Annotated in this window: 17 protein-coding genes; 3 read left to right on the plus strand and 14 right to left on the minus strand. The window is 69.4% G+C overall.

What is annotated here, in order from left to right:
- Positions 1-90 precede the first annotated feature (90 nt).
- A complete protein-coding gene (locus POL67_RS30850; protein ID WP_271923622.1) occupies positions 91-2,565 on the plus strand; it encodes an ATP-binding protein in 2,475 nt (824 codons plus the stop codon).
- A gap of 24 nt (positions 2,566-2,589) precedes the next feature.
- On the opposite strand, the gene POL67_RS30855 is transcribed toward POL67_RS30850, so the two are convergent.
- From POL67_RS30855 to POL67_RS30875, 5 genes are all read right to left on the minus strand, one after another.
- Positions 2,590-3,480, minus strand: a complete 891-nt coding sequence (locus POL67_RS30855; protein ID WP_271923624.1) for an alpha/beta fold hydrolase — start codon at positions 3,478-3,480, stop codon at positions 2,590-2,592.
- 103 nt (positions 3,481-3,583) lie between these two features.
- A complete protein-coding gene (locus POL67_RS30860; protein ID WP_271923626.1) occupies positions 3,584-4,261 on the minus strand; it encodes a putative quinol monooxygenase in 678 nt (225 codons plus the stop codon).
- Between the two features lie 26 nt (positions 4,262-4,287).
- The gene (locus POL67_RS53780) at positions 4,288-5,193 is read right to left on the minus strand and encodes a helix-turn-helix transcriptional regulator (protein ID WP_271923628.1); all 906 of its coding nucleotides are present in this window, start codon (positions 5,191-5,193) and stop codon (positions 4,288-4,290) included.
- A 63-nt stretch (positions 5,194-5,256) separates the two neighbouring features.
- Complete coding sequence (locus tag POL67_RS30870; protein ID WP_271923630.1) at positions 5,257-6,924, minus strand: Aq_1262 family (lipo)protein; 1,668 nt, start codon at positions 6,922-6,924, stop codon at positions 5,257-5,259.
- Positions 6,925-6,928: 4 nt separating this feature from the next.
- Positions 6,929-9,325, minus strand: a complete 2,397-nt coding sequence (locus POL67_RS30875) for an alkaline phosphatase PhoX (protein WP_271923632.1) — start codon at positions 9,323-9,325, stop codon at positions 6,929-6,931.
- A 241-nt stretch (positions 9,326-9,566) separates the two neighbouring features.
- Here POL67_RS30875 and POL67_RS30880 point away from each other — a divergent pair, with 241 nt between their 5' ends.
- Positions 9,567-11,447 carry a serine/threonine protein kinase gene (locus tag POL67_RS30880; protein ID WP_271923635.1) on the plus strand — a complete coding sequence of 627 codons (1,881 nt, stop codon included), beginning with the start codon at positions 9,567-9,569 and terminating at the stop codon, positions 11,445-11,447.
- A gap of 19 nt (positions 11,448-11,466) precedes the next feature.
- Here the strand turns inward: POL67_RS30880 and POL67_RS30885 are convergent, their stop codons facing one another.
- The 4 genes from POL67_RS30885 to POL67_RS30900 all read right to left on the minus strand — a co-directional run bounded on the left by POL67_RS30885 (position 11,467) and on the right by POL67_RS30900 (position 15,551).
- On the minus strand, positions 11,467-12,729 hold the full coding sequence (locus tag POL67_RS30885) for a type 2 periplasmic-binding domain-containing protein (RefSeq protein WP_271923637.1): 1,263 nt from the start codon (positions 12,727-12,729) through the stop codon (positions 11,467-11,469).
- 19 nt (positions 12,730-12,748) lie between these two features.
- A complete protein-coding gene (locus POL67_RS30890) occupies positions 12,749-13,150 on the minus strand; it encodes a hypothetical protein (RefSeq protein ID WP_271923639.1) in 402 nt (133 codons plus the stop codon).
- A gap of 23 nt (positions 13,151-13,173) precedes the next feature.
- Entirely contained in the window at positions 13,174-14,169 is a 996-nt protein-coding gene (locus POL67_RS30895; protein ID WP_271923641.1) for a PEGA domain-containing protein, read from the minus strand.
- 182 nt (positions 14,170-14,351) lie between these two features.
- Positions 14,352-15,551, minus strand: a complete 1,200-nt coding sequence (locus tag POL67_RS30900) for a glycosyltransferase (RefSeq protein WP_271923644.1) — start codon at positions 15,549-15,551, stop codon at positions 14,352-14,354.
- 141 nt (positions 15,552-15,692) lie between these two features.
- Between POL67_RS30900 and POL67_RS30905 the strand changes: the two genes are divergently transcribed.
- Positions 15,693-16,508: a metallophosphoesterase family protein gene (locus tag POL67_RS30905; protein WP_271923646.1), complete on the plus strand. Its 816-nt coding sequence runs from the start codon at positions 15,693-15,695 to the stop codon at positions 16,506-16,508.
- A gap of 776 nt (positions 16,509-17,284) precedes the next feature.
- Here POL67_RS30905 and POL67_RS53785 read toward each other — a convergent pair.
- Genes POL67_RS53785 through POL67_RS30930 form a run of 5 tightly spaced genes read right to left on the minus strand, consistent with a single transcriptional unit; the run spans position 17,285 to position 24,798 of the window.
- On the minus strand, positions 17,285-18,655 hold the full coding sequence (locus tag POL67_RS53785; RefSeq protein WP_271923648.1) for a sensor histidine kinase: 1,371 nt from the start codon (positions 18,653-18,655) through the stop codon (positions 17,285-17,287).
- Positions 18,652-19,344, minus strand: coding sequence for a response regulator transcription factor (locus POL67_RS30915; RefSeq protein ID WP_271923650.1), 693 nt, complete (start codon positions 19,342-19,344; stop codon positions 18,652-18,654). Before POL67_RS30915 ends, POL67_RS53785 begins: the two co-directional genes overlap by 4 nt.
- Complete coding sequence (locus POL67_RS30920; protein ID WP_271923652.1) at positions 19,341-22,478, minus strand: efflux RND transporter permease subunit; 3,138 nt, start codon at positions 22,476-22,478, stop codon at positions 19,341-19,343. Before POL67_RS30920 ends, POL67_RS30915 begins: the two co-directional genes overlap by 4 nt.
- On the minus strand, positions 22,475-23,554 hold the full coding sequence (locus POL67_RS30925) for an efflux RND transporter periplasmic adaptor subunit (RefSeq protein WP_271923654.1): 1,080 nt from the start codon (positions 23,552-23,554) through the stop codon (positions 22,475-22,477). Before POL67_RS30925 ends, POL67_RS30920 begins: the two co-directional genes overlap by 4 nt.
- Positions 23,551-24,798, minus strand: coding sequence for a TolC family protein (locus POL67_RS30930; protein WP_271923656.1), 1,248 nt, complete (start codon positions 24,796-24,798; stop codon positions 23,551-23,553). Before POL67_RS30930 ends, POL67_RS30925 begins: the two co-directional genes overlap by 4 nt.
- Between the last annotated feature and the right edge of the window lie 283 nt (positions 24,799-25,081).

A 25,081-nucleotide genomic window follows, 5' to 3' on the forward strand; every position in this document is an offset into this window, starting at 1 on the left:
CTCGACCGAGCTCCTCCAGCGGACCCGCGTGCCCCTCCGGAGGCCGTGTTGGATGGCGCCTCGATTTCCCGTTCAGCCGCTCGCCTCGCCTTGTTTCTCGGCGTCGCGGTCGTGATCGTGGCCGTCTGCGCGCTCGCCGGATGGACGCTCGACGTCCCCAGGCTCCGCACCTGGTTGCCCCGCCATCAACCCATGATGCCGGTCACCGCCGTGGCGCTCATCCTCCAGGCGCTCGCCGTGCTCTCCGTGAGCGTGGCCCGGCAAAGGAAAAACGCTCCGAGCTCCCTCCCGGCCACCGCACTCGCGACCGCCTCTTTCGTCATCACGCTCTCGACGCTCCTCGAATATGCGACCGGCGTGGTCCTCTTCGACCGCCTCCTCTTCGAAGGCGCAGCGCACGCCATGCCCGCCCCCTTCCCCGGCCGGATGTCGCTGTACACGGCCGTCGTCGCGACCCTCACGGCGCTCGCGTGCCTCTCGTTGTCCAGGGGCTCGCGGCGCGCGCGGGCCATCACGACCCCGTGCGCGGCGATCGGGGGATTGCTCGCGCTCCTTTCGCTCGTGGGGCAAGTGCACGGCGCACGGGTCCTCCTCGGCGTCACCCGCATGATCGGCATGGCCGTTCCCAGCGCCCTCGCGGCGCTGCTCATCGGCCTCTCGTGCCTCGCGCTCACGCCCGAGCGGGGCATTCTGGCGGCCCTCTTGCGCGGCGGATCGAGCGGCGTCCTCCTCCGCAGGCTCCTCCTCGTGGCCACGCTCTTGCCACTCGGGCTGGCCGTCCTCCTGCGCCTCGGGAACTACGCGGAGCTCTACAGCCTCACGTTTTCCTTTTCCGTCTTCGTGCTCCTCACGCTCGTCGCCTTCCACGTCCTTGCGTACCTCGCGGCCGGGGTCGTGGCGCGCATCGAGGAAGATCGCGTGGAGCGCGCCGTCCTCGTGGCGGCGCGGGCGCAGGTGACCGCCGAGCGCGACCGGGCCCGGGCGTTCGCCGAGGCGCTCCGGCAGCACCAGGCGCAGCTCCAGGCCATCGCGGATCACGCGCCCGCTGCCATCTACATCAAGGACGCGGAGGGCCGATTGGTGCTCGTCAATCGGCACGTCGAGCTCGCTTATGGAAAATCCCGGGAAGAGCTGATCGGCACCTTCGAGCGCGACGTGATCCCGCAAGAAACGGCCGCCGTCTTCCACGTCCACGACGCGCTCGTGCGCGACCACGGGATGCCCGTGGAGGTCGAAGAGAGCTTCGTCCTGGCCGACGGGCCCCATACGTACCTCTCCATCAAATTCCCTCTCCCCGGCCCCGACCGCGCGCCCTCCCTGGTGGCAGGCATCTCCACGGACATCACCGAGAAAAAACGATTCGAGGAGCGCCGGGAGTTCTTGCTCGCGCTTCAGTCCGAGCTTTTGCATTACGAGGATCCGGCGGGGCTCGTGGGGCTCGCGGTCACGCGCCTCGGCGAGCGGCTCGGCGCGCGTGGCGCGGGCCTCGTGCTCGTGGATCATGCCGCGCGGGAGGTCGTGCACGTCCGCGAATACGAGGTTGGGAACAAGCCCCACGACGCGGAGCGGTTTCCCCTCGACGTCTGGGGCGGGACACTCGCCGAGATGCGCGAGGGGCACGTCATCGTCGTCCACGACACGCGCACCGACCCGCGGATGTGCGCCGAGTACGAGCGTATTCATGGCAGGTACGGCGTCGCTTCGATCCTCATGGCGCCGCTCTTCCGGAATGGAGAGTGGGTCGCGTACCTCTCCGCCTACACGAAGGCGCCGCGTCGATGGACGGACGACGAGGTCAAGCTCTTCCGGGAGGTCGCGGACATCACCTGGCCGCTTTACGAAAATACCCGCCTCGTCGCCCTTTTGCGGGACGCGGTGCGCGCCCGCGACGATTTCCTCTCGATCGCCTCCCACGAACTCAAGACGCCCCTCACCCCGCTGCTCCTGCGGCTCGAATCCCTCGAGCGCGCGACCGCGGCGCAGCCCGACACGCCCTACGTGCGCACGGTCAAGAGCGTGCTCGACGTGGCCAAGCGGCAAATGCGGCGCCTCACGGATCTCACGACGGACCTGCTCGACGCGACGCGCATCCAGGCGGGCAAACTCTCCGTGGAGCGGGAGGAGGTGGATCTCGTCGAGGTCGTGCGCGACGTGTGCCAGCGCCTCGCGCCCGACGCCTCGCGGGTGCACGCGCCGCTCCTCGTCGACGCCCCGCCCGCGGTGATCGGCCTCTGGGACAGGCTCCGCATCGAGCAGGTCGTGGACAACCTCCTCTCGAATGCGCTGAAATATGGCCCTGGAAAGCCCATTCGTATCGAGATCGGCGTCGCCTCCGCGACCGCCAGCCTCACCGTGCGGGACCAGGGCATCGGCATCCGCGCCGAGGATCACGAGCGTATCTTCGGTCGCTTCGAGCGGGCCGTCTCGGAGCGCAGTTATGGCGGCCTCGGGCTCGGCCTTCATATCGTCCGCACGATCGTGCAGGCGTTTGGCGGGACGATCTGCGTCCACAGCGCGCCGGGCGAGGGCGCCGCGTTCACGGTAACGTTGCCGCTCGGGCGATAGACGGATCGAGCGACCGGCGGGGGCTCAGGCGCCCTTGTGCCGAAGAAATGCGGCGACCTCGGACGTCACGAGCTCGGGGCGCTCGTGGTGAATCCAGTGCGTCGCGCCGGGGACGTGCACGATGCGCACGTCCGGCGCGAGATCGGCCCCCGGATCGGCGAGCTCGCGGCCGAGGTGGCGGTCCTCGTCGCCCCATAACACGAGCACCGGCGCATCGACGCGATGCGTGCGGACCTGGCTCTTCCGTCGAATGGCAGCGCGATAATAGTTGATCATGGCCGTGAGCGCGCCGGGCGCGGCGAACGCCTCGCGATACTGCTCGAGCTCCTCGGCGCCGAGCGCGTTCGGCCCGCGCACCTCCTCGCGGAGCGCCTGCAGCAGCAGGGCGTGGTTGTCCCGGCTCATGAGGCGCTCGGGGAGCCCGGGGAGCTGGAACATGAACATGTACCAGCTTCGCGCGAGCTGCCGTGGCGAGCGCAACCCGTCGCGCAGCATCCGCTCGGGGTGCGGGCCATTGATCACGACGAGCCGCTCCAAAAGCTCCGGATGCGCCATGGCGAAGCACCACGCGACGGCGGCGCCCCAATCGTGCCCCACGACCGAGGCCCGCGGCGCGCCGAGCGCGCGTATGAGCCCCGCGATATCGGCGGCGAGGTGCTGGGTGCCGTACGGCTCGATCCCCTCCGGCTTGTCGGACGATCCATACCCGCGCATGTCCGGGACGACCACGTGAAACCCCTCGCGCGCGAGCGCCGGGAGGATACGCCGCCACGCATACCAGAACTCGGGAAACCCATGCAGGAGGAGGACGAGCGGGCCGCTGCCGGCCTCGGCGATGTGCAGGCGCACTTCGCCTACGTCGACGGTGCGGTGGCGGATCTCGAGACCTTCGTCATGGCGCTGGGAGGTGCTCATGCGCGGAGTATACGCGATTTCTCCCGGGCTGCCCTCGCTGTTGACCGCCGCGCGAAAAACGTGTTGGAGGACGGCGAGGGACCAAGGAACCAGCAAGCCGCAGCTAAGGCGCCTCGACCAGCTCCCGCAACTGACCGAGCTCTTGATCCACCCATTCGATCTGCTCGCGGAAGGCGGCCTCGGAGCACCCGGCTGGCTGCTGGATGGTGAACAGAAGCAAGCTCCCGGGGCCGTGCGGCAACACGCGCATGGGCATGCGCAGCTCTCCGCTGCCCGTGTCTGCGCAATGCCAGATCACGCGTGCAGCGGCGTCTGCTTCGTAGCGGAAGCGCACGTCACCTTGCGAAGAGCGCACGACGAACGTTTCTCCCTCCTCGCGGAGTTCCTGGCAGAAGCGCGTGGCCCAGCGGGGCATCAGGCGAATCTCCGCGGCCAAACGGAAAGCCTTCTCCCACGGCGCGCGCGTCAGTTCCACCGCGGTGTACTGCGTATCGCCTGGCTCATGACCCGGAAAATAACGCACGTCGATTCGCTCCAGCAATGCGCGGACCCGCGGAAACGAGATGGCTCCGTAAGGTGATCCGTTGTGGGCGGCCAGGGCGTCGCCGTCTCGATACCGGTCGAGGACCACGTAACGCCCGGGGGCGCCATCTCGAAACAGGTCGAAGCTGAGCGTGCCCGGCTCATGGGCTCGAACCAGCGCCGTGAATTCTCGGAGCTCCGCCTCGAATTCGCCCTCCGAACCCGCCCTCACCTGCACACGCTTGATGCCACCAATCATGGATCCTCCTCTCGACGCCGAAGACTCTAGCTCCCCGCCGGCGTGCGGACTTGCAGGATCTTGCGCGCCGACGTGGGCCAAGGGAGGCGTCGCACGGCGGAGGGGCTACACCCGAATTCGCGGCGAAAGGCGTTCGTGAAGTGGCTGTGGTCGGAGAAGCCGAGATCCAGGGCCAGCGCCGTCAGATCCCGCGCCCCGCCGACCAGGCGCTCCAGCGCCGTGCGCAGGCGCAGGCTCAGCAAGTATCGGTGCATCGGCAGGCCCGTGCTCGCCCGAAAGACCCGGTGCAGGTGGAAGGGCGAGCTGTCCAGCGCCTGGCCCATCTGTTCCAGGTCCGGAGGATCCGAGAGGTTACGCGAGAGCAGCTCCGCCGCGCCTTGCGCGAGGTCGCGATGGCGGCGCTGCGTGGCTGCGTCGCGAGGACGCGGGCGGAGCGCGCTGCCTCGGGCCGCGCATAACGCCGCGTCGAGCAAATCCAGCGTCCGCTCCTGAATACGCAGCGGCTCGCCGGGGCCCTGCTCGAGCTCCGCCACGAGCAGATGGTGGAGCAGATAGGTTCGGCTGTCGGCGGGCGCATCCGGCAGAGCGAAAGGACGCGTGATCCGATCGGCGCCAGCGGCGTCGTGCAACGCGACCACCTCACGCGTCAGCTCCTCCGAAAGGCGAAAGATGGTGCAGCGATCGCCCCCGTCGACGAGGTGCCGCACCCGGCCCACCTCGCCGGTGTTGTGGAAGAGCACCCGGTGCGGATCGACCCAAATGCTCCGGCCTTCGCTCTCCTTGAGAAAGCTGCCCCGACGAACGAAAGCGAAGTCCGTGCTCGCGGAGGCCTCCTCCGGGGCCGCATGGCGTGGACCGCAACCACACGTGAAATCCACGACGGTGAGCGCCGGCGAGGTATGGAGCACGTGGAGCGTCTGCGGGAGGTCCACCGCCGGCAAGGTATCGCAAGCGCCGGAGAAGCGGTACCCTTTTGCATGGGGCTCGCCGAGGTCCTACCTCGAGCTCGTGGCTGTCGCCCCCCAATCGAGCCGCAATCGGCCGTCCCTGTATACCCGATTCGCCTCTTCGAGCCCCGTCGACCCGTTCGTGATGGTGGCATGCACGTTCGCGGCGGGCGTGGGCAGCGCATCACGGCCGAGATCGAAGCGCTGCCCGCGCACCAACACGCGATAGGCCTTGTCGAGCGCGAGCGCCCGCGCGCGGGACGGGAGCAGGAGGAAGGCGAGATCCCGATCGCCGCCGGGGGCCGCGCGTCGCACCTCGGCCTCGGCGAGCGTGCCGCCCGGGAAGAATCGCCCCGTCATTTCGTCGTTTGCCCGGAGCTCGTCCCCGCCGCCGACGCGCCGGAGGTACACGAGCACCTCGGGATCCGCTTGGCCGAGCTGCGGGACGTCGGGCATGCCTCGAATGTCCTGCACGCGCCACCCCGCTTCCCCGGGCACCTTGCGGGCGAACGAGAACGTTTGATCGACGGTCACACCCAGGCTCGAATGGCAGCCCATGCAAAAGCGATGCTCCTCGTCCGTCGAGAGCCGCAGCCGCCCGGCTTCGTCCTCGATGAACCCCTGGAGCTGCCAGCCAAAGGCATTCCGCAGCCCGCTCATCGCCGATCCCGTATACACCGGCAGGAGCCCCTCGTCCTTTTCGTCCAGCTCTTTCTCCTGCGCCCGCAGGAGCGCCCATCGATCGGGGGAGAGCACCTTCCGCGCGTATCGCAGCTCTTTCATTCGCCGCGCAGCGAACCCGGGCGCGTCGGGATCCAGGTAACGGACCGAATGCAAGAACTCGACGCCGCGTGGATAAAGCCCCCGTTCGAGGGGGACGCTCGACGCGCCCCCGGCATAGGTCTTCGGCAAACGCCGCACGCGCGTGACGCCCGGCGCGAGGGCCCCGTCGCCGTCGAGATCAAACCCGAGGAGGCGCTCGTCGACTGGCTCGATCCTGCGATCGATCCGATCCGGCGGAGCATCGGGATCGGAGGCAATCGCGGCTTCCAGCAGCGACAGGTTGAGCATGTAGATCGCGCGGGACGTGGCGCCCTGCATGTCCTTGCGGAAAAGCTCGGGCAAGCGGAGGAAGACGTCGTCCGTGCTTCCATTCGTCGGCCAGAATGCGCCGGGGAAGGGCTTGTACCGCACGGCGCGATAGCCGCTCCCGTCCTTCGCAAACCCCTGCTCGTCGAAGCCACGTTCGAGGTCGAGGTCCGGCACGTAACCCTCGAACCCTGGCGCCCCGAGGAGCGCGCGCCGGAGCGGTCCATAATTGTCCTCGCGGACGTACCGGAGAATCTCCTCGTCCGAGAGGGCCACCATGTCGGCCCTTCGGTCGACGAACAGATTTTCGTAATGGTTCTTCAGAGCCGTCTCGGAGAACGAATACTCCACCTGGAGATCCCCGTCCGAACGCGTGTTCGGGCCGTGGGCGCTCGTGTGGCAGACCCAGCAGGGATTCGAGGTGCCGTGGGTCTTGGTATAACAAAGCGGTGGCACCGAGGCCTCGGGGTTCCGCACGCGCCCCGCGGCCTCGCGGGCGCGCGCGAGCGGGTCGTATCCGGCCTCGGCACCCCGCTCCTCGCGGCGGCCGCACGAAGCCGCCACGAGGGACAACAAAAGCCCGACGGCGAGCCACGATCCCGGGCGAACTTCGTGCGTCCTCTTCATGGGTTCAACCTCCGTTCGGCCAGACGCTCCACACGCTCTCGCCGGGATGCTGCACGCTCACGAAAAGCGTACGCATGTCCGGCCCGAGCGCCGGACCGGTGGCCTCCGCGTCGCTCGGCACGGCGAGGACGCGGAACGCCTTGCCAAACGTCGCCGAGACGATCCCTGGTTGCCCCGCCGCGTGCGCCGGATCGAGGTCGAGAAAATAGACGGCGTCCGAGGTCTTGTTCGTGCCGAAGTTTCCATCCGTGCCGAACCAGACGCCGCCCTCCCGATCGATGACGAGGTTGTCGGGGTTTGCCGCGTCGTACGGCCCCGCGGCTTTCGTTCCTGCCCACGCACGGAAAAACGTGAAGGACATCGACGCGCCCGGATCGGCCGCATTTGCTTCCTGGAACGCGAAGATGTTTCCGACCGCGTCGGGGCGCTTCAGCGAGGTCACGTCGTGCTCCGCGGGAGCAATGAGCTTGCCTTGTTGATCGAGCTGCGTCTTGCGGCCGTGGTTCGTGAAAGCCACGTATAGCCGGGGCGTGCCGCTCGGATCCTTCGGGTTGTACTCCACGTCCTCGGGGCGGTTCAGCTCCATGATGCCGACCTTCGCGCAGGCCGTGAAGAGCGCGCGGCGCACGTCGTCGTCGCTCAGGAAGCCACCGAGGCCATTGAAGTCCATATCCATCAGGGCCGCGCCCACCGTCTTGCCGGGCTCGCCGAGCGCGGCCGCGTTCGGCGCGACCATCGTGCTCGTGGTGCTGAGGTGGATCCATTGCCCCGTCCCCGGCTGCGCCTCCGTCGGCGCCTGCCCCGTGGCGAGCATCGTGACGCCGGTCGTGTTGTCGAGGCCCGCGAAATGCGCGACGTAAAGCGACCCCTCGTCGAGCAACGCGCGTGTGTCCGCCTTCGTCATCCCGGCCGTGTACGGGTTCTTCGAGACCCACTTGAAAATGCGGCCGCTCCGCCGATCGTCCCCGGCGTAGACGACAACGCGCTGGTTCGGCACGAGCTTCCACTGCGCGTCGACCGCGAACGTCGCGTTTTCCCATCGCGCGCGGCCCATCGCGCCGATCTTCTTGTGCCCCACGCCTTTCGTGGTCTTTCCTTCGTATTCGCCTTCCGGCTGCCCCGGATCGATCTCCACGAGGTACCCATACAGATCCCGCGCGTGGTGCGTCAGCGGATCCGGGGACATGCCATATTCGCTCGTGGGGCTCACCTTCGTGTCGAACGTGATCGGCCCGCCGGGATCGGCGCCGGCCCCGAGGACGAGCTTCTGCTCGCTGGTCCAGAAGGATTCGAGGTCGCCATAATAGTCCTGAACGTTCTCCTCCGCCGTGATCACCGTGCCCCAGGGCGTTTGTCCTCCGGAGCAATCCCCCATGATGCCGCTGACGACGCCGGGCGGCAGGGCATTGCCCTGATCGTCGTGATCCTCCGCCACCGTCTTGATGCCCGTGAGGTGCAGGAGCGTGCGGCTCGTCGAGTCGTACCGCACGGCCTTCGCCCCGCGATCGACCTCCCATTCGCCGGACGCCGGATCCTGCACCACGTGAAACCACGATCCGCCGTTCTGCCGCTTCGACTCCTGCACGTACGTCGCGCGGCTCGCCTCGGACCATTCGTTCGAGGTGACGTCGTTCACGAGCACATCCATCGACCGGAGGTACGTCGCGAGCGTCAGGTGTTGCCCCACCGGCGCCGTCGTCGCCGTCGGAGCGTTGTTCGAGATGTATTCGTGGTTGACCCACATCCAGCCGGAGGCCCCGCTGCCGTTCCATTGCGGCGCGGCGCCGGAGATGTCGCTCCAGCCGTCCCCGAAGAACGCGACGTAATCGTTGTTCGCGCCGAACCGCGGCGCTGCGTGGCTCTGATCGAAGGTGAGCGGATCGAGCCAGGCCACGACCACGTTTCCCGAGAGGCCTGCGATCGCACGCACGCTGTCGGTCGCCGCATTGGCCAGCGGGAACTGCACGCCGGGCGGCAAGGAGCCCTTCGCGACCTGATCCACCCGCGTCCGCACGTACTGGCCGAGATCCGCCGCGCCCGTACCGAGATCATCCAGGAACGTGAACGCGACCATTCCGGAGAGCGGCCGTGAAGGATCGGGCCACTTGATGCCCGCCTCCCCGGTAGGCCCTTGGGACCCCGGCTCCCCGGGCGCGCCGGGATCTCCTTGCGGGCCTTGCGACCCCGGCTCCCCGGGCGCGCCGGGCTCTCCTTGCGGGCCTTGCGACCCCGGCTCTCCTTGCGGCCCTTGCGTGCCGTCCTGCCCGTCGATGCCGTCTCGACCCTTCGCGCCGTCTTTCCCATCGCTCCCACAAGCCCCGAGCGCTGCGGCGAGCAGCGCACCGGCGCCCGCGAGCGTGAGGAGATGACGCGGCCCGGCTCCAGCGATCTTTCGTTTCATTCGCAAGCACCTCGCTTGGTTCGTCCCGCTCGGAACGATCGCGCGCGAGGGTGACGCGTCTCCGTTTCGGCGTGACGTGGAGCCTGTCACGATTGCGTGACGCATACGCACGTTTCACGTTGCCGACGATCACGTTACGATTGTGTGACACGCGAGATCCATTACCGTTGTCGATGAACGAACGCGGAGAAAAACGCGCGCCACGGAATCGTACTTGCTTCGTCACGGGAAGGAGCGGATCATGTCGTCCGTGTCTGCTGCCCCGCCCCTGTCCCATCACGACGGCGATTCGAGCATAGGCAAGTACAGGTTCATCGCGAGCCTCGGTCACGGGGGAATGGCGGACGTGTACCTCGCGGTCGTCCCCGGCCCGGCTGGATTCAACAAGCTGCAGGTCGTGAAGCGGCTCCGGCGCGATTACGTCGAGGATCCCGATCACGTCGAGATGTTCCTCGACGAGGCGCGGCTCGCGGCGCGGCTGAGCCACCCGAATGTCGTCCAGACGTACGAGGTGAGCGAGTCCGACGGGGAATACTTCATGGCCATGGAGTACCTCGAAGGCCAGCCGTTCAACCGCATCATCAGCCGCGCGAAAAAAGACCCGCCGCCGCCCGGCCTGCTCTTCCGTATCGTGGCGGACGCGCTCGCGGGGTTGCATTACGCGCACGAGCTCACCGACTACGACGGCACACCCCTCCACATCGTCCACCGCGACGCGAGCCCGCACAACGTCCTCGTCACGTACGATGGGCACACGAAGATCCTCGACTTCGGCATTGCGAAATCCGAGGTGCGCTCGGGCGAGACACGCACCGGCATCGTCAAGGGCAAGGTCGCGTACATGGCGCCCGAGCAGGCGCGGTGCAAGCCGCTCGATCGGCGCGCCGACGTCTTCGTGCTCGGCATCGTGCTTTGGGAAATCGCCACGGGCCGCAAGCTCTGGGACAAGGCCTCGGACATCGAGGTGCTCCACAGGCTCGCGACGGGCGAGTACCCCCGCGTCCACGACGTGAATCCGAACGCGCCCGAGGAGATCGATCGGATTTGCGCCAAAGCGATGGCCCGGGATCCGGCCGAGCGGTACGCAACAGCCGCCGAGATGCGCGCGGACATCCTCGCTTATCTGGATCAGGCTCGCCTCCGCACTTCGAGCGAAGACGTGGGCCGCTACGTGACGACCGCGTTCGGGGACAAGCGGGCCGACATCCGAAAGGTGATCGACCAGCAGATCAGCAAGCTGAAGGCGCAACAATCGGGGGAGCGGATGGCGATCCCCGACGTCGCGGGCCCCCCCGACGCGGCCCCCGATTCGCTGAGCATCCCGAACCTCGGAGGCTCCGGGCGTCACAGCTTGAACGGCTCGGGCTCGAATCCGAAGAGCCTGACAGGATCCAACGCGCGAATCCCAGGCACGAACAGCTTGCCCCCCGCGGCACTGCCCTCGCAGGGGCAAGAAGCGACGATGCAGGTCGCGGCGGCCCCGGCGTCGAACCGAGGGAGCATGATCCTTGGCGCCGCGATCGTCCTGGCCGCGGCGATGGGCGCCTTCGTTTTCATGAAGTCAAGGGCGCCCGGCCCGAATGCGGCGCCCTCGTCGGCCGAGGCCACGCAAACCGAGGCGGCCCCGCAGCCGGCGCCGTCGGCCGCGCCCGTCGCAACGGCTGCCGTTGCTCCGACCAACACGCCCGAAGGGACGGCGATGGTGGAGATCAAAGTGCGCGCGATCCCGGCGCAAGCGGAGATCTTTCTCGACGGCGCGCACCTGCCGACCAACCCCTTCACCGGCAAATTCCCCGCGGATGGAGCCAGCCACCGTGTCCACGCGGAGGCGCGGGATCATCGATCGGCCGCGCAGATCGTCACCTTCGACAAGGACGCGAAGCTCGAGCTCGTGCTGGAGCCGAAGAGCGGCGCGGCGCAAGCAACCCCTACGACGACGAGCGACGATCCGCCCGAAGAGCCGGCGGCGACCCCCACACCACCGCCCTCGCCCGCCCCCGCCGCGACGAGCACCCGCGCCAAGCGAAAGCTCGGCGATGCGGATCCGTTCAATACGGCCGCGCCCGCGGCCACGACGACGGGGAAAAAGCGCTCGCTCGGCGACGGCCAGAATCCCTGGTGACCGCGCCGAGCGCGAACGATCACGGCGCTTCGCAATACCCGTAGCTGCAGGCGGGCGCGCTCGAAGGGCACTCCGAGGACTGCGTGCAGGCCTGGCAGCTCGTTTTCCCGTTGACGATCTCCTCGAAGAAACAATCGCAGCGCGAGTCGGTCGTGTACGTCTTCAGCGGGCCCATCTCCGTGGAGCGGTCGACGCGCATCGCGCACTTGGGGACGAGGTGCTTCTTCGTGATCGCCTCGACGAGCGCGTTCGAGAGCTTGGGCGCGGCGAAGCGGGTCACAAGCACGCCCGCCTGCTCCGTCGGGATGCCTGCGCTGACGCGGGTGTAGAAATGAAGAGGCCCCCAGATCGGGTAATGGCCGTCGCGCACGTTCCGTTTGTCGAAGAGGAATGGCGTGGAATCGGGATAGTACCCGCAGCTCTGCCCGAACGCCTTGAACGCGAGGACACGAAGATCGGAGCGGACATCGTCCGCGACGTCCGTCGAGAGGATGCCGATCGCCTGCTCGGCGAGGGATGCGTCGAGCAGGATCTTCAGCCCATCGCGGACGGCGCTCGATCCGCCGCGATCCTTGCCCCACCATTTGTCGGCAGGCACATTGATGGCGCGCGCGATCATCTGCTGCGTGCCGGAGCTCTCATTCCGCACGAAATAATAGGTGGGGTCCGTCCACGGCGCGGCGGCGCCCATGTGGCCGCCCGTGCCGAAGATCATATACGCCGCCTCCGCGCTGATGGCTTTTTGCGTCGAGAGCGCCGGGACCACGAAGGTCATCGGCTGGATGGGGCCTTGATAGTCGGCGATCTGCACGCCGGCCGGCGCCATGGCGAAATCGCACGTGCCGGCGTACACGTCGGAGACGCCGACGTCGACGGGATTGCCGGCCGGATCGAGGAAACACTCCTCGGTCGTGCCGTCGGCGTTGTAGAACCTGGCATAGTTCGCCGGTTTGCCGCCGGCGGCCGGGATGTCCTTGATGACCCGCGAGACGGGGTCCTCGGAATAGACGGCCGAGACGCCCGTGCAGGAGCCTTGCGACTGATACACGATGGTATAGGGCGAGGCCTCGGCCGCGAGAATCCCCTGGATGACGCCGAGGAAGCCGCTCACGGCGCTCGACCCGGCGACGTAGACGACCTTGGGCCGCTCGACGGAGTCGAAACAGTTTTTCGTGGGAACGGCGGACGCGCCTTCCGCGACGAGTGTGGCCGCGAGGCCGAGGGCGAGCGCGGCCGCGCGAGGACGCATGGCCTTCGTGCTGGGGAATCGAATCTCGTTCATGACCATGCCTCGGGACGACTCAAGGAACGGGGGTGGGCTCGACGAGAGGGGGCAACGCGGCGCCGTCGCAGAGCCCGAGACGGGCGCAATTGTCGAACTCGACGCACGTGGCGTCCGTGCATTGGTTGAGGTACTGCTCGTCGTTCGAGGGCTCGCCGGAGAAACACGCCTCCCCGCCGCCCGAGCCGCTGCTCGAGCTCGATCCCCCCGCGAGGACGCACACGCCCTGCTGGCACACCGAACCGTTCCCGAATTTGTTGCAATCGGCGTCCGTGGTGCATTGATCCGTCGCGCCTTCGACGATGAGATTGCAGGCGCCCGCAAGCCCCGCCATCGCCAACAACACGAAGGCCACGAGGAGCCAGCCAAAGGCGGGAGGGTGACCGCGACGATGCGGCGAGAGGGCCTTGTTCTCTTGCATGTTCGTTCCCGTACGAGCTTCGTTCAGAAGGTGCCCTTGATCCACACGCTGCCCGGGCCGACGCCGGCATGCACGGGGGCGAGCGCGGCTTTCGCGGGACCCTTCGGTCCGGCCGTGAGCGTGAGGATCAACGAAGTCACGCCCGCGACCGCCGTGGCGCCGAGCAAGACGTCCGTCGCAATGGCGAGGTTTTTCATGCTGCCATACGACTCGTCGAGCGTCGGGCGGGTCGTGCCAAACGTATCGAGCTGGCTCCGGTAATTGGAGCTGGCGCGGAACGCGAGCCCCCCAACGATACCCGTGCCGACGGCGAGCGCGCCCGTGATGACCCAGGGCACGACCGGCACGTTGCGCCCCGCGCCCTTGTCCTCCCCCGGCGGCCCCGAGCCCGGCACGGACGTCCCATCGCCTGAGGAAGGCGGAATCGCCGTGCTCCCGGCGCCCACGTCGAGCGCGACGTCGACGACATCGGTGCCTGCCACCTCGATCACGCGGGTCACCGGTTCGGCGCCCTGCACGCGCGCCGTCACCTTGCGTTTGCCTGCGCCGACGAGGACGGGCACGTCGAGCGGGGTTTTGCCGACGACCACGTCATCCACGAGGATGTCAGCGCCGGGCCGGCTCGTGGTGATTTTGAGCGTCGCGACGCGCCCTTCGAGCTTCCGGACGTCATTCTCGACCTCCGCGCGGCGCTGCGGGTTGATCTCGCTAGCGCCCTCGTCGAGGTATTGCTTGAAGCTACGAAGCGCGCAGGGGTAATCCGGGAGCTGATAACAGATCTGGCCGATGTCGAACAGGAGCTTGTAGCTCGGCGCGAGCTCGTAGGCGCGGCGGATCTCGACGAGCGCCGCCGTGAAGTCATTGTCCTCGTAAAGCTCCCGACCCCGCTGGTAGCGGCGCTGCGCTTCCTGCATCTCCTCCTTGGTGGGCTGCTTTTTCGGGCCAGCGGCGAGCGCGGCCGGGGCCACGAGCGCGAGGCTCAGAGCGCAGGGGACGGCAATGAGAATCGAGGATCGCATCGATCTCCAGAGGCTTCCGGGGTGGTTCGTTCAGGGTAGATGAACGATCGCGGAAACTTCAAGACCGGCCCGACCCGTATCCGTGTCCTCACACGAATGTCACAAATTCGTTGCACGCCCGTTTCATTCGAGGCGCGTCGGGTTTCGCGCCCACGGCAGGCTCCGTACAAAGCCGGCGCGGCTCACGCGGCCCATCGGCGATCGACCATCGGAGCGACCTCCGCTGGCGCGTTCACCTTCGCGTTCCCCTCCATCGGCTCGAGCCGCGTGCCCTCCCCGATCCGCATCCGATTGCCCCGCCAATCCACCGTGCGCCGGACGCCCCCGACGACCCACGTCCAGGTCGCCAGCACATCCTTGAAAGGCACGAGGCAGGCACACCGCCACGACATCCGCGCGCCACGCATGCGTGACCAGAGCGCCGCGTCGAGGGCCATCTTCAGCGCCACGCCGAGCAGCGCTGCCCCTCCGAGCACGCCGCCGGCCACGACCGAAAGCAAGAGGAGCAGCGGGACGGGATTGAAGAGCGGCTCGATCAAGTACGATCCGACGTGCACACGCCGCCGCATTTGCGTCCAGCGTACATGCCGACTGACGAACCGATCGAGGCGCCAGCGCTCGTTCACGGTGCGCACCGGCTCCGTCGACAAGGCGACACGAAAGCCGGCCTCCTGAAACGCCTTCCCGAGCAGGTAATCCTCGGCCAGCACATCCCGCACCGAGGCGAAGCCGCCCACCGCGGCGAGATCCCCGCGCCGCAGCAGCATCGATTTCCCGATCACGCACGCGTGCCCCAGGAAAACCTTCGCCGAGAGCGTCGAGCGCACGATGAACGAATTGAGATGCAAGTTCTCCAGCGCAGCCCCGAAGGTCCGTTCCCCCGCGCCCACGATGACACTCGTCACGAGCCCCACGCGTGGATCCGCGAGCTCGGCCGCCATCGCCCGCAGATACCCCGGCCCCACACGCACGTTCGAGTCCGAGATGAGGACATGTTCATGGCGCGCGCGGACCGCGAGCGCTTCGAGGATGCTGACCTTGGGGTTCAGGCCCGTCCGGCGCGGGCAATGGATGATCAAAAACGGCGCGCGCGGACAACGCGCCATCACCTCGCGCGCCACGACGAGCGCCGGGTCGTCCGCGTCTTCCGTGCCGAGGAGGACTTCGTAAGTCGGGTAGTCCTGGGACGCGAAGGAAAGCAGGTTTTCCCGTAACCCATCGTCCACGCCCTTGAGCGGCTTCAGGATCGTGATGGGCGGCGTGGGACGCTCCTTCTCGGGAGCCCGACGCAGAATGCGCAGCGCGGCCCATTGCGAGGCCACGGTCATCACGATCGACGAGAGGGCTCCCCCCGCGAGGAGAGCCACCAGCGTGCTCTTCATCGTTTCACCTCGGGAGGCCACGCTAGCGGTCGTTCGTCACATTCTGGTGTCTACTCGTGTGAAGATTGGCGACGGAGGTTTCGCGGAGGTTTTTCGCGGCCGTCGCAGGATCGTCAACTTGCCCGTGCATGCTCGGGCGCCATGACGCGGATTGCGCAGGTGACGGATCTACATTTGCTGGAAGATCGCCACGACAGCCGCAGCGGAATGGAGCGGTGGAGGCTTCGTTATTTGACGTTCGGTCGATCGCCGTGCGCGCGCCGCCGGCGTGAACGCGCGCTCGACGCGCTCGTACGCGCGCGCATGACGGACGCGGACCACGTCATCATCACCGGCGACCTGACGGAGGACGGCGTGTCCGCGCAGTTCGAGGCCCTGGCGGAGGTGCTCTCCGAGAGCAAGCTCTCGCCGGAGCGCGTGACGCTCGTCCCCGGCAATCACGATCTCTACGACGACGGACGGGCGTTCACGCGTGCCCTCGAAGGCCCCCTCCGCGCCTATGCAAGGACGAGCCGCCCCGGCGCCACGACCGAGCTCCGAGATGTGCTGATCGTCCCCATCTCGACGGCCGTGCCCTTGCCCGTGACCCGATCGAGCGGCCTCATCGAGCAAGGCGCCGTCGAGCGGCTCGGCAAGCTCGCGGAGGATCCTCATTTCGCGTGGAAGGTGGTCCTCTCGGCGCAACATCACCCGCCGGGGAAACACGTGATCGCGGCGTGGCACTGGATCGACGGATTGCAAGCGCCCGAGGCCATGGACGCACTGCTCGCGCGCTGCGAGCGGCTCCACGTGGCGCATGGGCACGCGCATCGATCGGAGAATCGATCCATCCGGGCAGGCGCATCGCCGCGCGTGTTTGGTGCCGAAGCCGTGGTAGATGGAGAGACGACGGTGCGTCTGTACCGGGCGACGCACGGGCGGCTCGTGCCCGAGACCGACGTGGCGCTGGCAGCTTGATACGGGGCCGCCGCGCCGGGGCGCCGCCCCGGTCCCCGCGGGGGGCTGTCCGCCCCCTCGACCCCGGACCAGGCACGGCCTGGACCGAAGGTGGAAAAACTGCGCAATGCGCAGTTCTTCCGAGCGGGCCCGTGGCAAGACCAAGGGAACAGTTCACGCCGTCGCCGTCGTGGTTGCAGGGTCAAGACCCGTCGCGCCCCTTCCAACGCGACCTCCCCACGCGCCGACCTGGCGTCGCGCCCCTTCCAACGCGACCTCCCCACGCGCCGACCTGGCGTCGCGCCCCTTCCAACGCGACCTCCCCACGCGCCGACCTGGCGTCGCGCCCCTTCCAACGCGACCTCCCCACGCGCCGACCTGGCGTCGCGCCTCTTCCAACGCGACCTCCCCGCTCGCGGACTCCTCGTCGCGCCTCTTCCAACGCGATCTTCCCGCGCGCCGACCTGGCGTCGCGCCTCTTCCGCCGCGACCTCCCCGCTCGCGGACTCCTCGTCGCGCCTCTTCCAACGCGATCTTCCCGCTCGCGGACCCCTCGTCGCTCCCTTTCCGAGGCGATCCCCCTGCTTGCCGACCTGTCTGCGTCCCCTCCGCGGGCGGCGTCTCCCTCCCCTGTCGAGAGCCTCCTCCCTGGTCTTGCCACCGGCTCGTGGGAAGAACTGCGCATCGCGCAGTTCTTCCCTCACCGGTCCAGGCCGTGCCTGGTCCGGGGTCGAGGGGGCGGACAGCCCCCCGCGGGGTCCGGGGCAGCGCCCCGGCGCGACGGCTCCATGCGCAGCTCACCCCTGCCGAGGCATTTCCAGAACGAACCGCGCCCCGCGCCCCTCCTTCGGCGCGAGATACACCCTTCCCCCGTGCCGCCGCGCGATCTCCCGCACGATCGAAAGCCCGAGCCCCGCCCCCTGCCCCTGCTTTGCTTTGGCTCCCCGGTAAAATGGCTCGAAGATGTGCTCCGCTTCCTCGGCGCGGATCCCCTCCCCCTCGTCCTCCACCGAGATCTGCCACGCCTCTCCCGCCGCCTCGATTCCCACCGTGATCGTCGTCCCTCGCGGCGCATGGGCCATTGCGTTCGACAGCAAATTGTCGACCGCCTGCCGTGCCGTCTGCGCCTCGAACGCGGCCGGCGCCTCCTCCGGCAGCGAGGACGCGATCGTCACCCCGCGCGCCTCGGCCTCCCCTTCACATGCCTCCGCCGCTTCCCGCACCACGGCCGAGAGATCCCCTGCCTTCGCCTCCCACGTCACCTTCCCGAGCGCTGCGAGATCGAGCAGCCGCGCGGCCAGGTTCGACAAGCGCGTCACCTCGCCCCGCGCCCCGGCGAGCGCCTCCCTCAGCTCCTCTGTGCTCCGCTCCTTGCGCAAGGCGAGGTCCATCTCCGTGCGCATCAATCCGAGCGGCGTGCGTAACTCGTGTGCCGCATTCGCGATCAGCCGCTCCTGCGCGTCGCGCGCGGCCCGCAGCCGCTCCATCGCCTCTGCCAGCGCGACGCGCAGATCCGCGATCTCGTCGCCCGTCGGATCCGGGGGCAGGCGCCATGCGAGCGCGCCGCCGCGCAGCTCCGGGAGCTGCGCCGTCATGTCGCCGATGCGCCGGCTCATCCGGCCTGCTTGCACCCCTTGCAAGAAGAACAGGAGCGCCGCCGCCGCGGCCACGAGCCCCAGCGTCGCTTGCCAGTAAAGCCGCATCGTCGCGTCGAGCTCCGCGAGCGAGCTCTCCAGCGTGAGCACGTACGGCTCGCCCCACGGCGCGCGCACCGCCACCACGAGCGAGCGCATCCATCGCCCGTCGGAGGCCTGGTGCGTGAAGAGACGTGGCCCCTCCGAACCCACGTTCGCGGAAGGCCGATCGGGGATCCAGCCATGCTCGGGGAAATGCGCGACGAGCTTCCCCGTCCCGTCGTAGAGCCCCGCCGTCGGCACGAACGAGCGCACGTCGTCCGCGAGCGGCGATTTGCCGAGGTGCACGTGCGGCGCGCCCGTCGGACCGTCGAAGAGGCTCACGCTCTCCACCGCTGCCTGCGCGAGCAGCGCCCGATCCAGCGCGCCGAGCAAGCTCCCGCGGAACACCACGCCCGCCACGCCCACCGCGAGCACCAGCACGAACGACGGCAGCGCCGCACCGAAAAGAACGAGCCGCGCCCGGACCCTCACGCTTCGCCTCGCGGCGGCTTCGCCACGGCCAGCCGATACCCCACGCCTCGCACGGCCTGGATCGTCACCGCATCCCCGCAAACGCTCCGGAGCTTGCTCCGCAAATACCCCACGTACACGTCGACCACGTTCGGCGCGCCGTCGAACCCTGTCCCCCACACCGTGCCGAGCAGCTCCGTCCGCGTCAGCGCCTCTCCCACGTGGCCCGCGAGCTCCGCCAAGAGCGCATACTCCCGCGCCGTCAGGCTCTCCTCGGCGCCGTCCCGCCCGATCACCCGGCGCCGCGCGTCCAGCGTGATCGGCCCGAGCCGCGTCAGCGCCTCGTGCCCCGCTCCGCGCCGATGCAGCGCCTCCAGGCGCGCCACGAGCTCTTCGAAGTCGAAAGGTTTGACGAGGTAGTCGTCCGCGCCGGCCCGCAGACCCGTCACGCGCTCGCCCACTGTCCCGCGCGCTGTCAGCAAGAGGACCGGCGTCTTGAGCCCGCGCTCCCGCCATCGCCGGAGCAGGGAAACGCCGTCCATCCCGGGCAGCGACCAGTCGAGGAGGATGACGTCGTAGACGACCCCGAGGCCTTGTTCGAGCGCCTCCGTGCCGCTCGCCGCGAGGTCCACCTGATGGCCCTCCTCGCGGAGGCCTCGTTCGAGCAGGCGGGCCATCTTGGCCTCGTCCTCCACCACGAAGAGCTTCACGCCGCCATCGTAGCGCCGGACGAGCCCTCCGGCGGGGAAGGTGCTGGCGCCGGCGTGCCGCGGCGGCCTCGGCCGATCCAGCCGTACAAGCTCGGCACGATCAGCAAGGTGAGCAACGTCGAGGTCACGAGCCCGCCCACGACCACGGTCGCGAGCGGCCGCTGCACCTCGGAGCCGGCGCCGCGCGCGAGCATCATCGGCACGAACCCGAGCGCCGCGACGAGCGCCGTCATGAGCACCGGCCGCGCCCGCGCCCGCGCTGCGCTCTCCGCTGCCGCCGCGGGATCCTGCCCTGCGGCCTCGTTCGCGAGCACGCGCGAGAGCAGCACCACGCCGTTCAGCACGGCCACGCCCGAGAGCGCGATGAACCCCACGGCCGCGGAGATCGACACCGGCATGCCGCGGATCGTGAGCGCCACCATCCCGCCCACGCACGCGAACGGCACGTTCGTGAAGATGACGAGCATCGGCTTCACCTTGCGAAACGCGGCGAAGAGCGCCGCGAGGATGAGCGCCACCGCGGCCGGCACCACGACGAGCAGCCGGCGCGAGGCCTCCTGGAACGTCTCGTATTGCCCGCCCCAGACGAGCCTGTAGCCGCGCGGCGCGGCGACGGCCTTGTCCACACGCGCCCGCGCCCGCGCCACGAGATCCCCGAGATCTGCGCCGCGCACGTTGAAGCCCACCACGATGCGCCGCTCGCCATCCTTGCGGCTCACGAGGCCCGGCGTCGGCAACGTCTCGACCTTCGCCACACGCGCGAGCGGCACGAGCCCGCCCGACGCCGTCGGCAAGCTCAGGTTCGGCAGATCAAACGCGCCCGCGACGCCCCCGATCCGCAAGACCACCGGGATCCGGAGGGGCCCGTCGTACGTCGCGCCGACCTCGATGCCGCTGCGCACCGCCTGCACCGCGTCGAGCACCTCGCCGACGCCGAGGCCCACGAGCGACGCATCGAGCGCCTTCGGCTCGACTTCGAGGAGCGACACGTCCGGCGGCGCCAGCACCTTCACGTCCGCCGCGCCCTTCTCGGCGGCGATCTCGGCCGCGATCTTCTCCGCGAGCTCTCGCAGCACCACGAGATCCGCGCCGTAGACGCTCACGGCCACGTCCGAGACCGCTCCGCCGAGCAGCTCGTTGAACCGCATCTGGATCGGCTGCGTGAACGAGGGATCCGCGCCCGGCGAGCCCGCGTCCACCGCGCGCCGGATCTCCTCGATCAGCGCCTCGCGCTCGAGCCCCGGCCGCCACTTGTCCCGCGGCGCGAGCGTGATGAACACGTCCGCTTGTTCGAGGCCCATGATGTCCGTCGCGACCGCGGGGCTGCCCACGCGCGAGACGACCTGCTGCACCTCGGGCACCCTCCGCACCGCGGCTTCGAGCTTGCCCGCCTCGACGATCGCCGTCTCCAGGCTGATGTCGGGGGCGCGTGTCGTCTGCACGACGAGATCCCCCTCGTCGAGCTGCGGCGCGAGCTCGCTGCCCGCGCGCGCGTAGAGCACGACGCCGGCCGCGAAGAGCACGAGCGCGCTCGCGGCCACGAGGACAGGCCGCTTGACCACGAACGAAAGCGTGGGCCCGTAGATCCGCTCCACCATCCGCACGAGCCATGGATCCCGCGCCGGCACGTCCTTCTGCCGGAGCACGAGGCTCATCGCGGCGGGCACGTACGTGAGCGACAGGACGAGCGACGTGAAGAGCGCGAACACCACGGTGAGCGCCATCGGCCGGAACATCTTCCCGTCCACGCCCGTCATCGTGAGCACCGGCAGGTACACGATCAGGATGATCAGCACCGAGAAGAACACGGGGCTCGCGACCTCGGCGCTGACGCCGCTCACCCACGATGTGCGTTCGGGCCCTCCCGCGGGAGCATTCCCCTTCTGCGACGCGTGGAAGACGTGTTCGACCATCACGACCGCGCCGTCGACGACGAGGCCAAAATCGATGGCGCCGAGGCTCATCAGGTTGCCCGGGATCCCGAGCGCCACCATGCCCGAGAGCGCCCCCAGCATCGAGAGCGGGATCGCCGAGGCCACGAGCAGCCCCGCGCGCAGGCTCCCGAGCATCGCGAAGAGCACCACACCGACGAGCAGGCCGCCTTCGAGCAGGCTCTTGCCCACCGTGCGGAGCGTGCTGCCGACGAGGTGGCTCCGGTCGTACACGAGCCGGATCGAGACGTCCTCGGGGAGCGCCGCGCGCACCGCGGGCATCTGCGCGTGGAGCCGATCCATCACGTCGAGCGCGTTGTCGCCCCGGAGCATCTGCACCATCAGGTAGATGACCTCGCCGCGGCCGTCGGCCGTCGCCGCGCCAATCCGCGGCAGCCCGCCCACGCGCAGCTCCGCCACGTCGGAGACACGCACCGCGCGCCCTTCCTGATCGAGCGGCGACACGATCGCGTGCCCCAGCTCGGAAGGATCCTTCGGCCGCGCGACGGCACGGAGAAGCGCCTGTCCACGGCCGAGCGGCAAGCTCGCCCCGGGCGCGCTGCCGGTCGATCGTTCGAGCGCCTCGCGTAGCGAGCCGAGCGTCATGTGCCGCTGCGCGAGCCGCGCCGGATCGGCCACGACCTCGATCGTACGCCGCTCGCCGCCCCAGGGGTTCACCTCCACGACGCCGGGCACCGCGCGGAGCAGCGGCGCCACGCGTGTCGACGAGAGCTCGTAGAGCTCCGCGAGCGAGCGCGACGGCGAGCTCAACGTGAAGTGAAAGATCTCGCCGAGCCCGCCCGTCACGGGCCCCAGCTCGGGCGCGCTCACGCCCGGCGGCAGCGCGCCCGCGACCGCCCCGATGCGCTCCGAGACCATCTGCCGCGCGCGCCACGGATCCACGGCGTCGTCGAAGACGATCGTCACCGACGAGATCCCGTACCGCGACAAGCTGCGGTGCTCTTCGAGGCCCGGAAGCCCGCCGAGCGCGAGCTCGATCGGCCGCGTCACCTGCCGCTCGACCTCCTCGGGCGTGAGGCCGGGCGCGCTCGTCAGCACGAGGACCTGGTTGTTCGTGATGTCCGGCAGCGCGTCGAGCTCGAGCCGCCGCCCGAGGAAGGCCCCCACGACGGCGAGGACGAGCGTCACCGCCACGACGAGGCCCCGATGCCGGATCGAGAGCTTGACCAGCGCGGGGATCAATCGACGTCTCCGCCGGGCGTGGGAAGCGCGCGCGACGCATCCGCGGCCACCTCGTCCCCAGGGCGCAAATCCCCCTCGACGAGCGCATCCGCCCCGGAGCTCGACAGCACCTTCACCGGCAGCGGCGCGCCGGTCTTTCGCGAGAGCACCACGGCCGCGCCGTCTTTCAGCGTCACCGCCGCCGCGGGGATGGCCACCGCCATGCCGCCCGGATCGGGCGAGACGCGTACCTTCCCCAGCGTTCCATGCGGCAAGGCGATCACCTCCGCGGGCTTGAACCACGCGGCCACCGTCCCATCCCGCCCGCTCGTGCTCGGCGCTTCGCTCAGGAGCGTGAGCGCCGTGGTGTGCCCGAGCGGCCCCACGAAGACGAAGCGCGCGCCCGGCGGCGGCCGCTGCGAGAACCGCGCCTCGATCCGCGCCACGCCCGCGCCCTCGATCTGCGCAATCGGCGCGCCCGTGGGCTCACGCGACGCGCCGAGCGCCGCGTCGAGCTCGGTCACCACACCCGCGACCGGGCTCCTGAGTGTCACGAGCCCGCCCGAGCTCACGAGCGCGGCCACGTTCTTCGGCCCCAGCCCTGCGATCTTCAGCGTCGCGAGCGCCATCTGCTGCGCGGCCGACGCGTCCGCGAGCGTGCCCTCGACCTCGGCGATGTCCGCGAGCTTCGCGAGCCCGTCCTTCCGGAGCTCTTCGAGCTGCGCCTTGCGCTTGCCATGCGCCCCGATCCGCGTGCCCGCCGCCGCGAACGCGCCCGCCGCGCGCGCGAGCTCCGGCATCACCACGTCCGCGATCGGCGCGCCCTCGTCCACACGCTCGCCGTGCTCCACATGCACCTTCGTGATCCGCGCCGAGAACGGCGGCACCACCGCGCCCTTCGCCCCCGCAGGCGGCACGAGCTCAGCCGGCGCTTCGAGGAGCGAGAGCCCGCCCGGCGCGCGCGCCGCGACCCACGGCGTCTCCGCGCTCTTCGGGCCCACGCCCACGTCCGCAGCCGGCTCGGGCGCCGCCTCGGGGCGCGCGCACGCGGCGACGAAAAGCGCCGCCACGAAAGCCCCCATCCCTCGCGCCTTCATCGCGTCTTCTCCTGCTTCTTCCCGTCATCCATCGCCGAGAGCCAGAGCCAAAGTTTCACGCGCGCCCACGCATTCGCCGCCCGCGCGCGCTCGAGCCGAGCCTGCGCAGCCGCGACGTTCCTGCGCGCCGTGAGGACCTCCAGCATCGTCCCCTCGCCCGCCTCGAAGAGCCGCACCCGCGCCGCGAGCCCCTCCGTGAGCGCCGGCAAGATCGCGCCAGCGAGCGTGTCCACGATGTCCTGCGTGTGCTCGACCTCGTGGATCCCCATGGCCACATCGGCCGACGCATTCGCCGCCTCGCGCTTCGTCTCGCCTTCGAGCTGCGCCGCCCGCGCGGCCATCACGCTGCGCTCGCGCTCGCCGCGATCAAAGACCGGGAGCGTGAGCCCAACCGCGCCATACCCCACGAGCCCGCCAGGCGAATCCCGCTGGACGTACACGCCAACCGAGAGCGAAGTCCCGCGCGCAGCCCGCTCCTCGGCCTCCCGCGCGCGCTCGACGCGGGCCGCGATCGCCTTCTGCTGCACGGTCGGCAGCATCGCCGCGCGCCTCTGCGCCTCCCGCAGGCCCGCCCCGGAAGGCAACACGGGCGCCGGCAAATCCCCACGCGCGCCCAGCGGATCCACGCCCGCAGCAATCACCCGCGAGAGCCCGAGCCCACGTTCGAACACCTCGCCCTCCGCCCCAATCACCCCAAGCCGCGCCTCCGCGTGGTAAGCACGCGCATCCGCCGCATCCGCCTTCGTCACCGCCGAGGCCTGCGCCGCCTTCTCCACGAGCCGCGCAAACTCCCCCGCAAGCGCCGCCTCCCGCGCTGCAACATCGAGCACACGCTCAGCCGCCCAAAGATCGATCCACGCCCGCGCCGCATCGAGCCTTTGCGTCAGCGCGAGCACGCGCGCGCCCGCCGAGAGCTCCTCCTCCTCGACCCGCGCCGCGTCCTTGCGAGCCGAAGCCAACCCCGCAAGGTTCCACGATTGCGTCACGCTCGCCTGAATCTCGAAGCCCTGGTTCGGCGTGGGCAACACGCGGAACCCCGGCTGCACATAGATCTGCGGGTTCTCCGTCATCCCCGAAATCCGCGCACCAAGCGCATGTTTCGTGGTCACAGCGCGCTCAGCGCCGCGCACATCAGGCGTCGCGACGGACAAGCCGATGGCCTCGTCAAACGAGAGTGTTTTCGCAGGCGTCGTGGCCGCGAGCGCGACATTCGCAGCGATCGGAAGCGCGAGCCAGAAGCTCATGCGCGGACCCTAGCGCCACCCCCCACGAGAGATCCTGAGGGGATCCTGAGAGAATTCTCAGAAAGCTGGCAGGCCGTCGCGCCGGGGCGCTGCCCCGGACCCCGCGGGGGCTGTCCGCCCCTCGACCCGGACCAGCGAGGCGCTGGACCCAGGGTTGAAAAACTGCGCTCCGCGCAGTTTTTCAAACAGGCCGACGAAGAACCCGGGTTGCCAGCAGAAGCAGCAGCGCGGCTGTCTTCGGCGGCAGGGTCGTTGCCGGTCTTGACCGGGCCTGTTCGATGAG

Source organism: Polyangium mundeleinium, assembly GCF_028369105.1.
Classification (GTDB): domain Bacteria; phylum Myxococcota_A; class Polyangia; order Polyangiales; family Polyangiaceae; genus Polyangium; species Polyangium mundeleinium.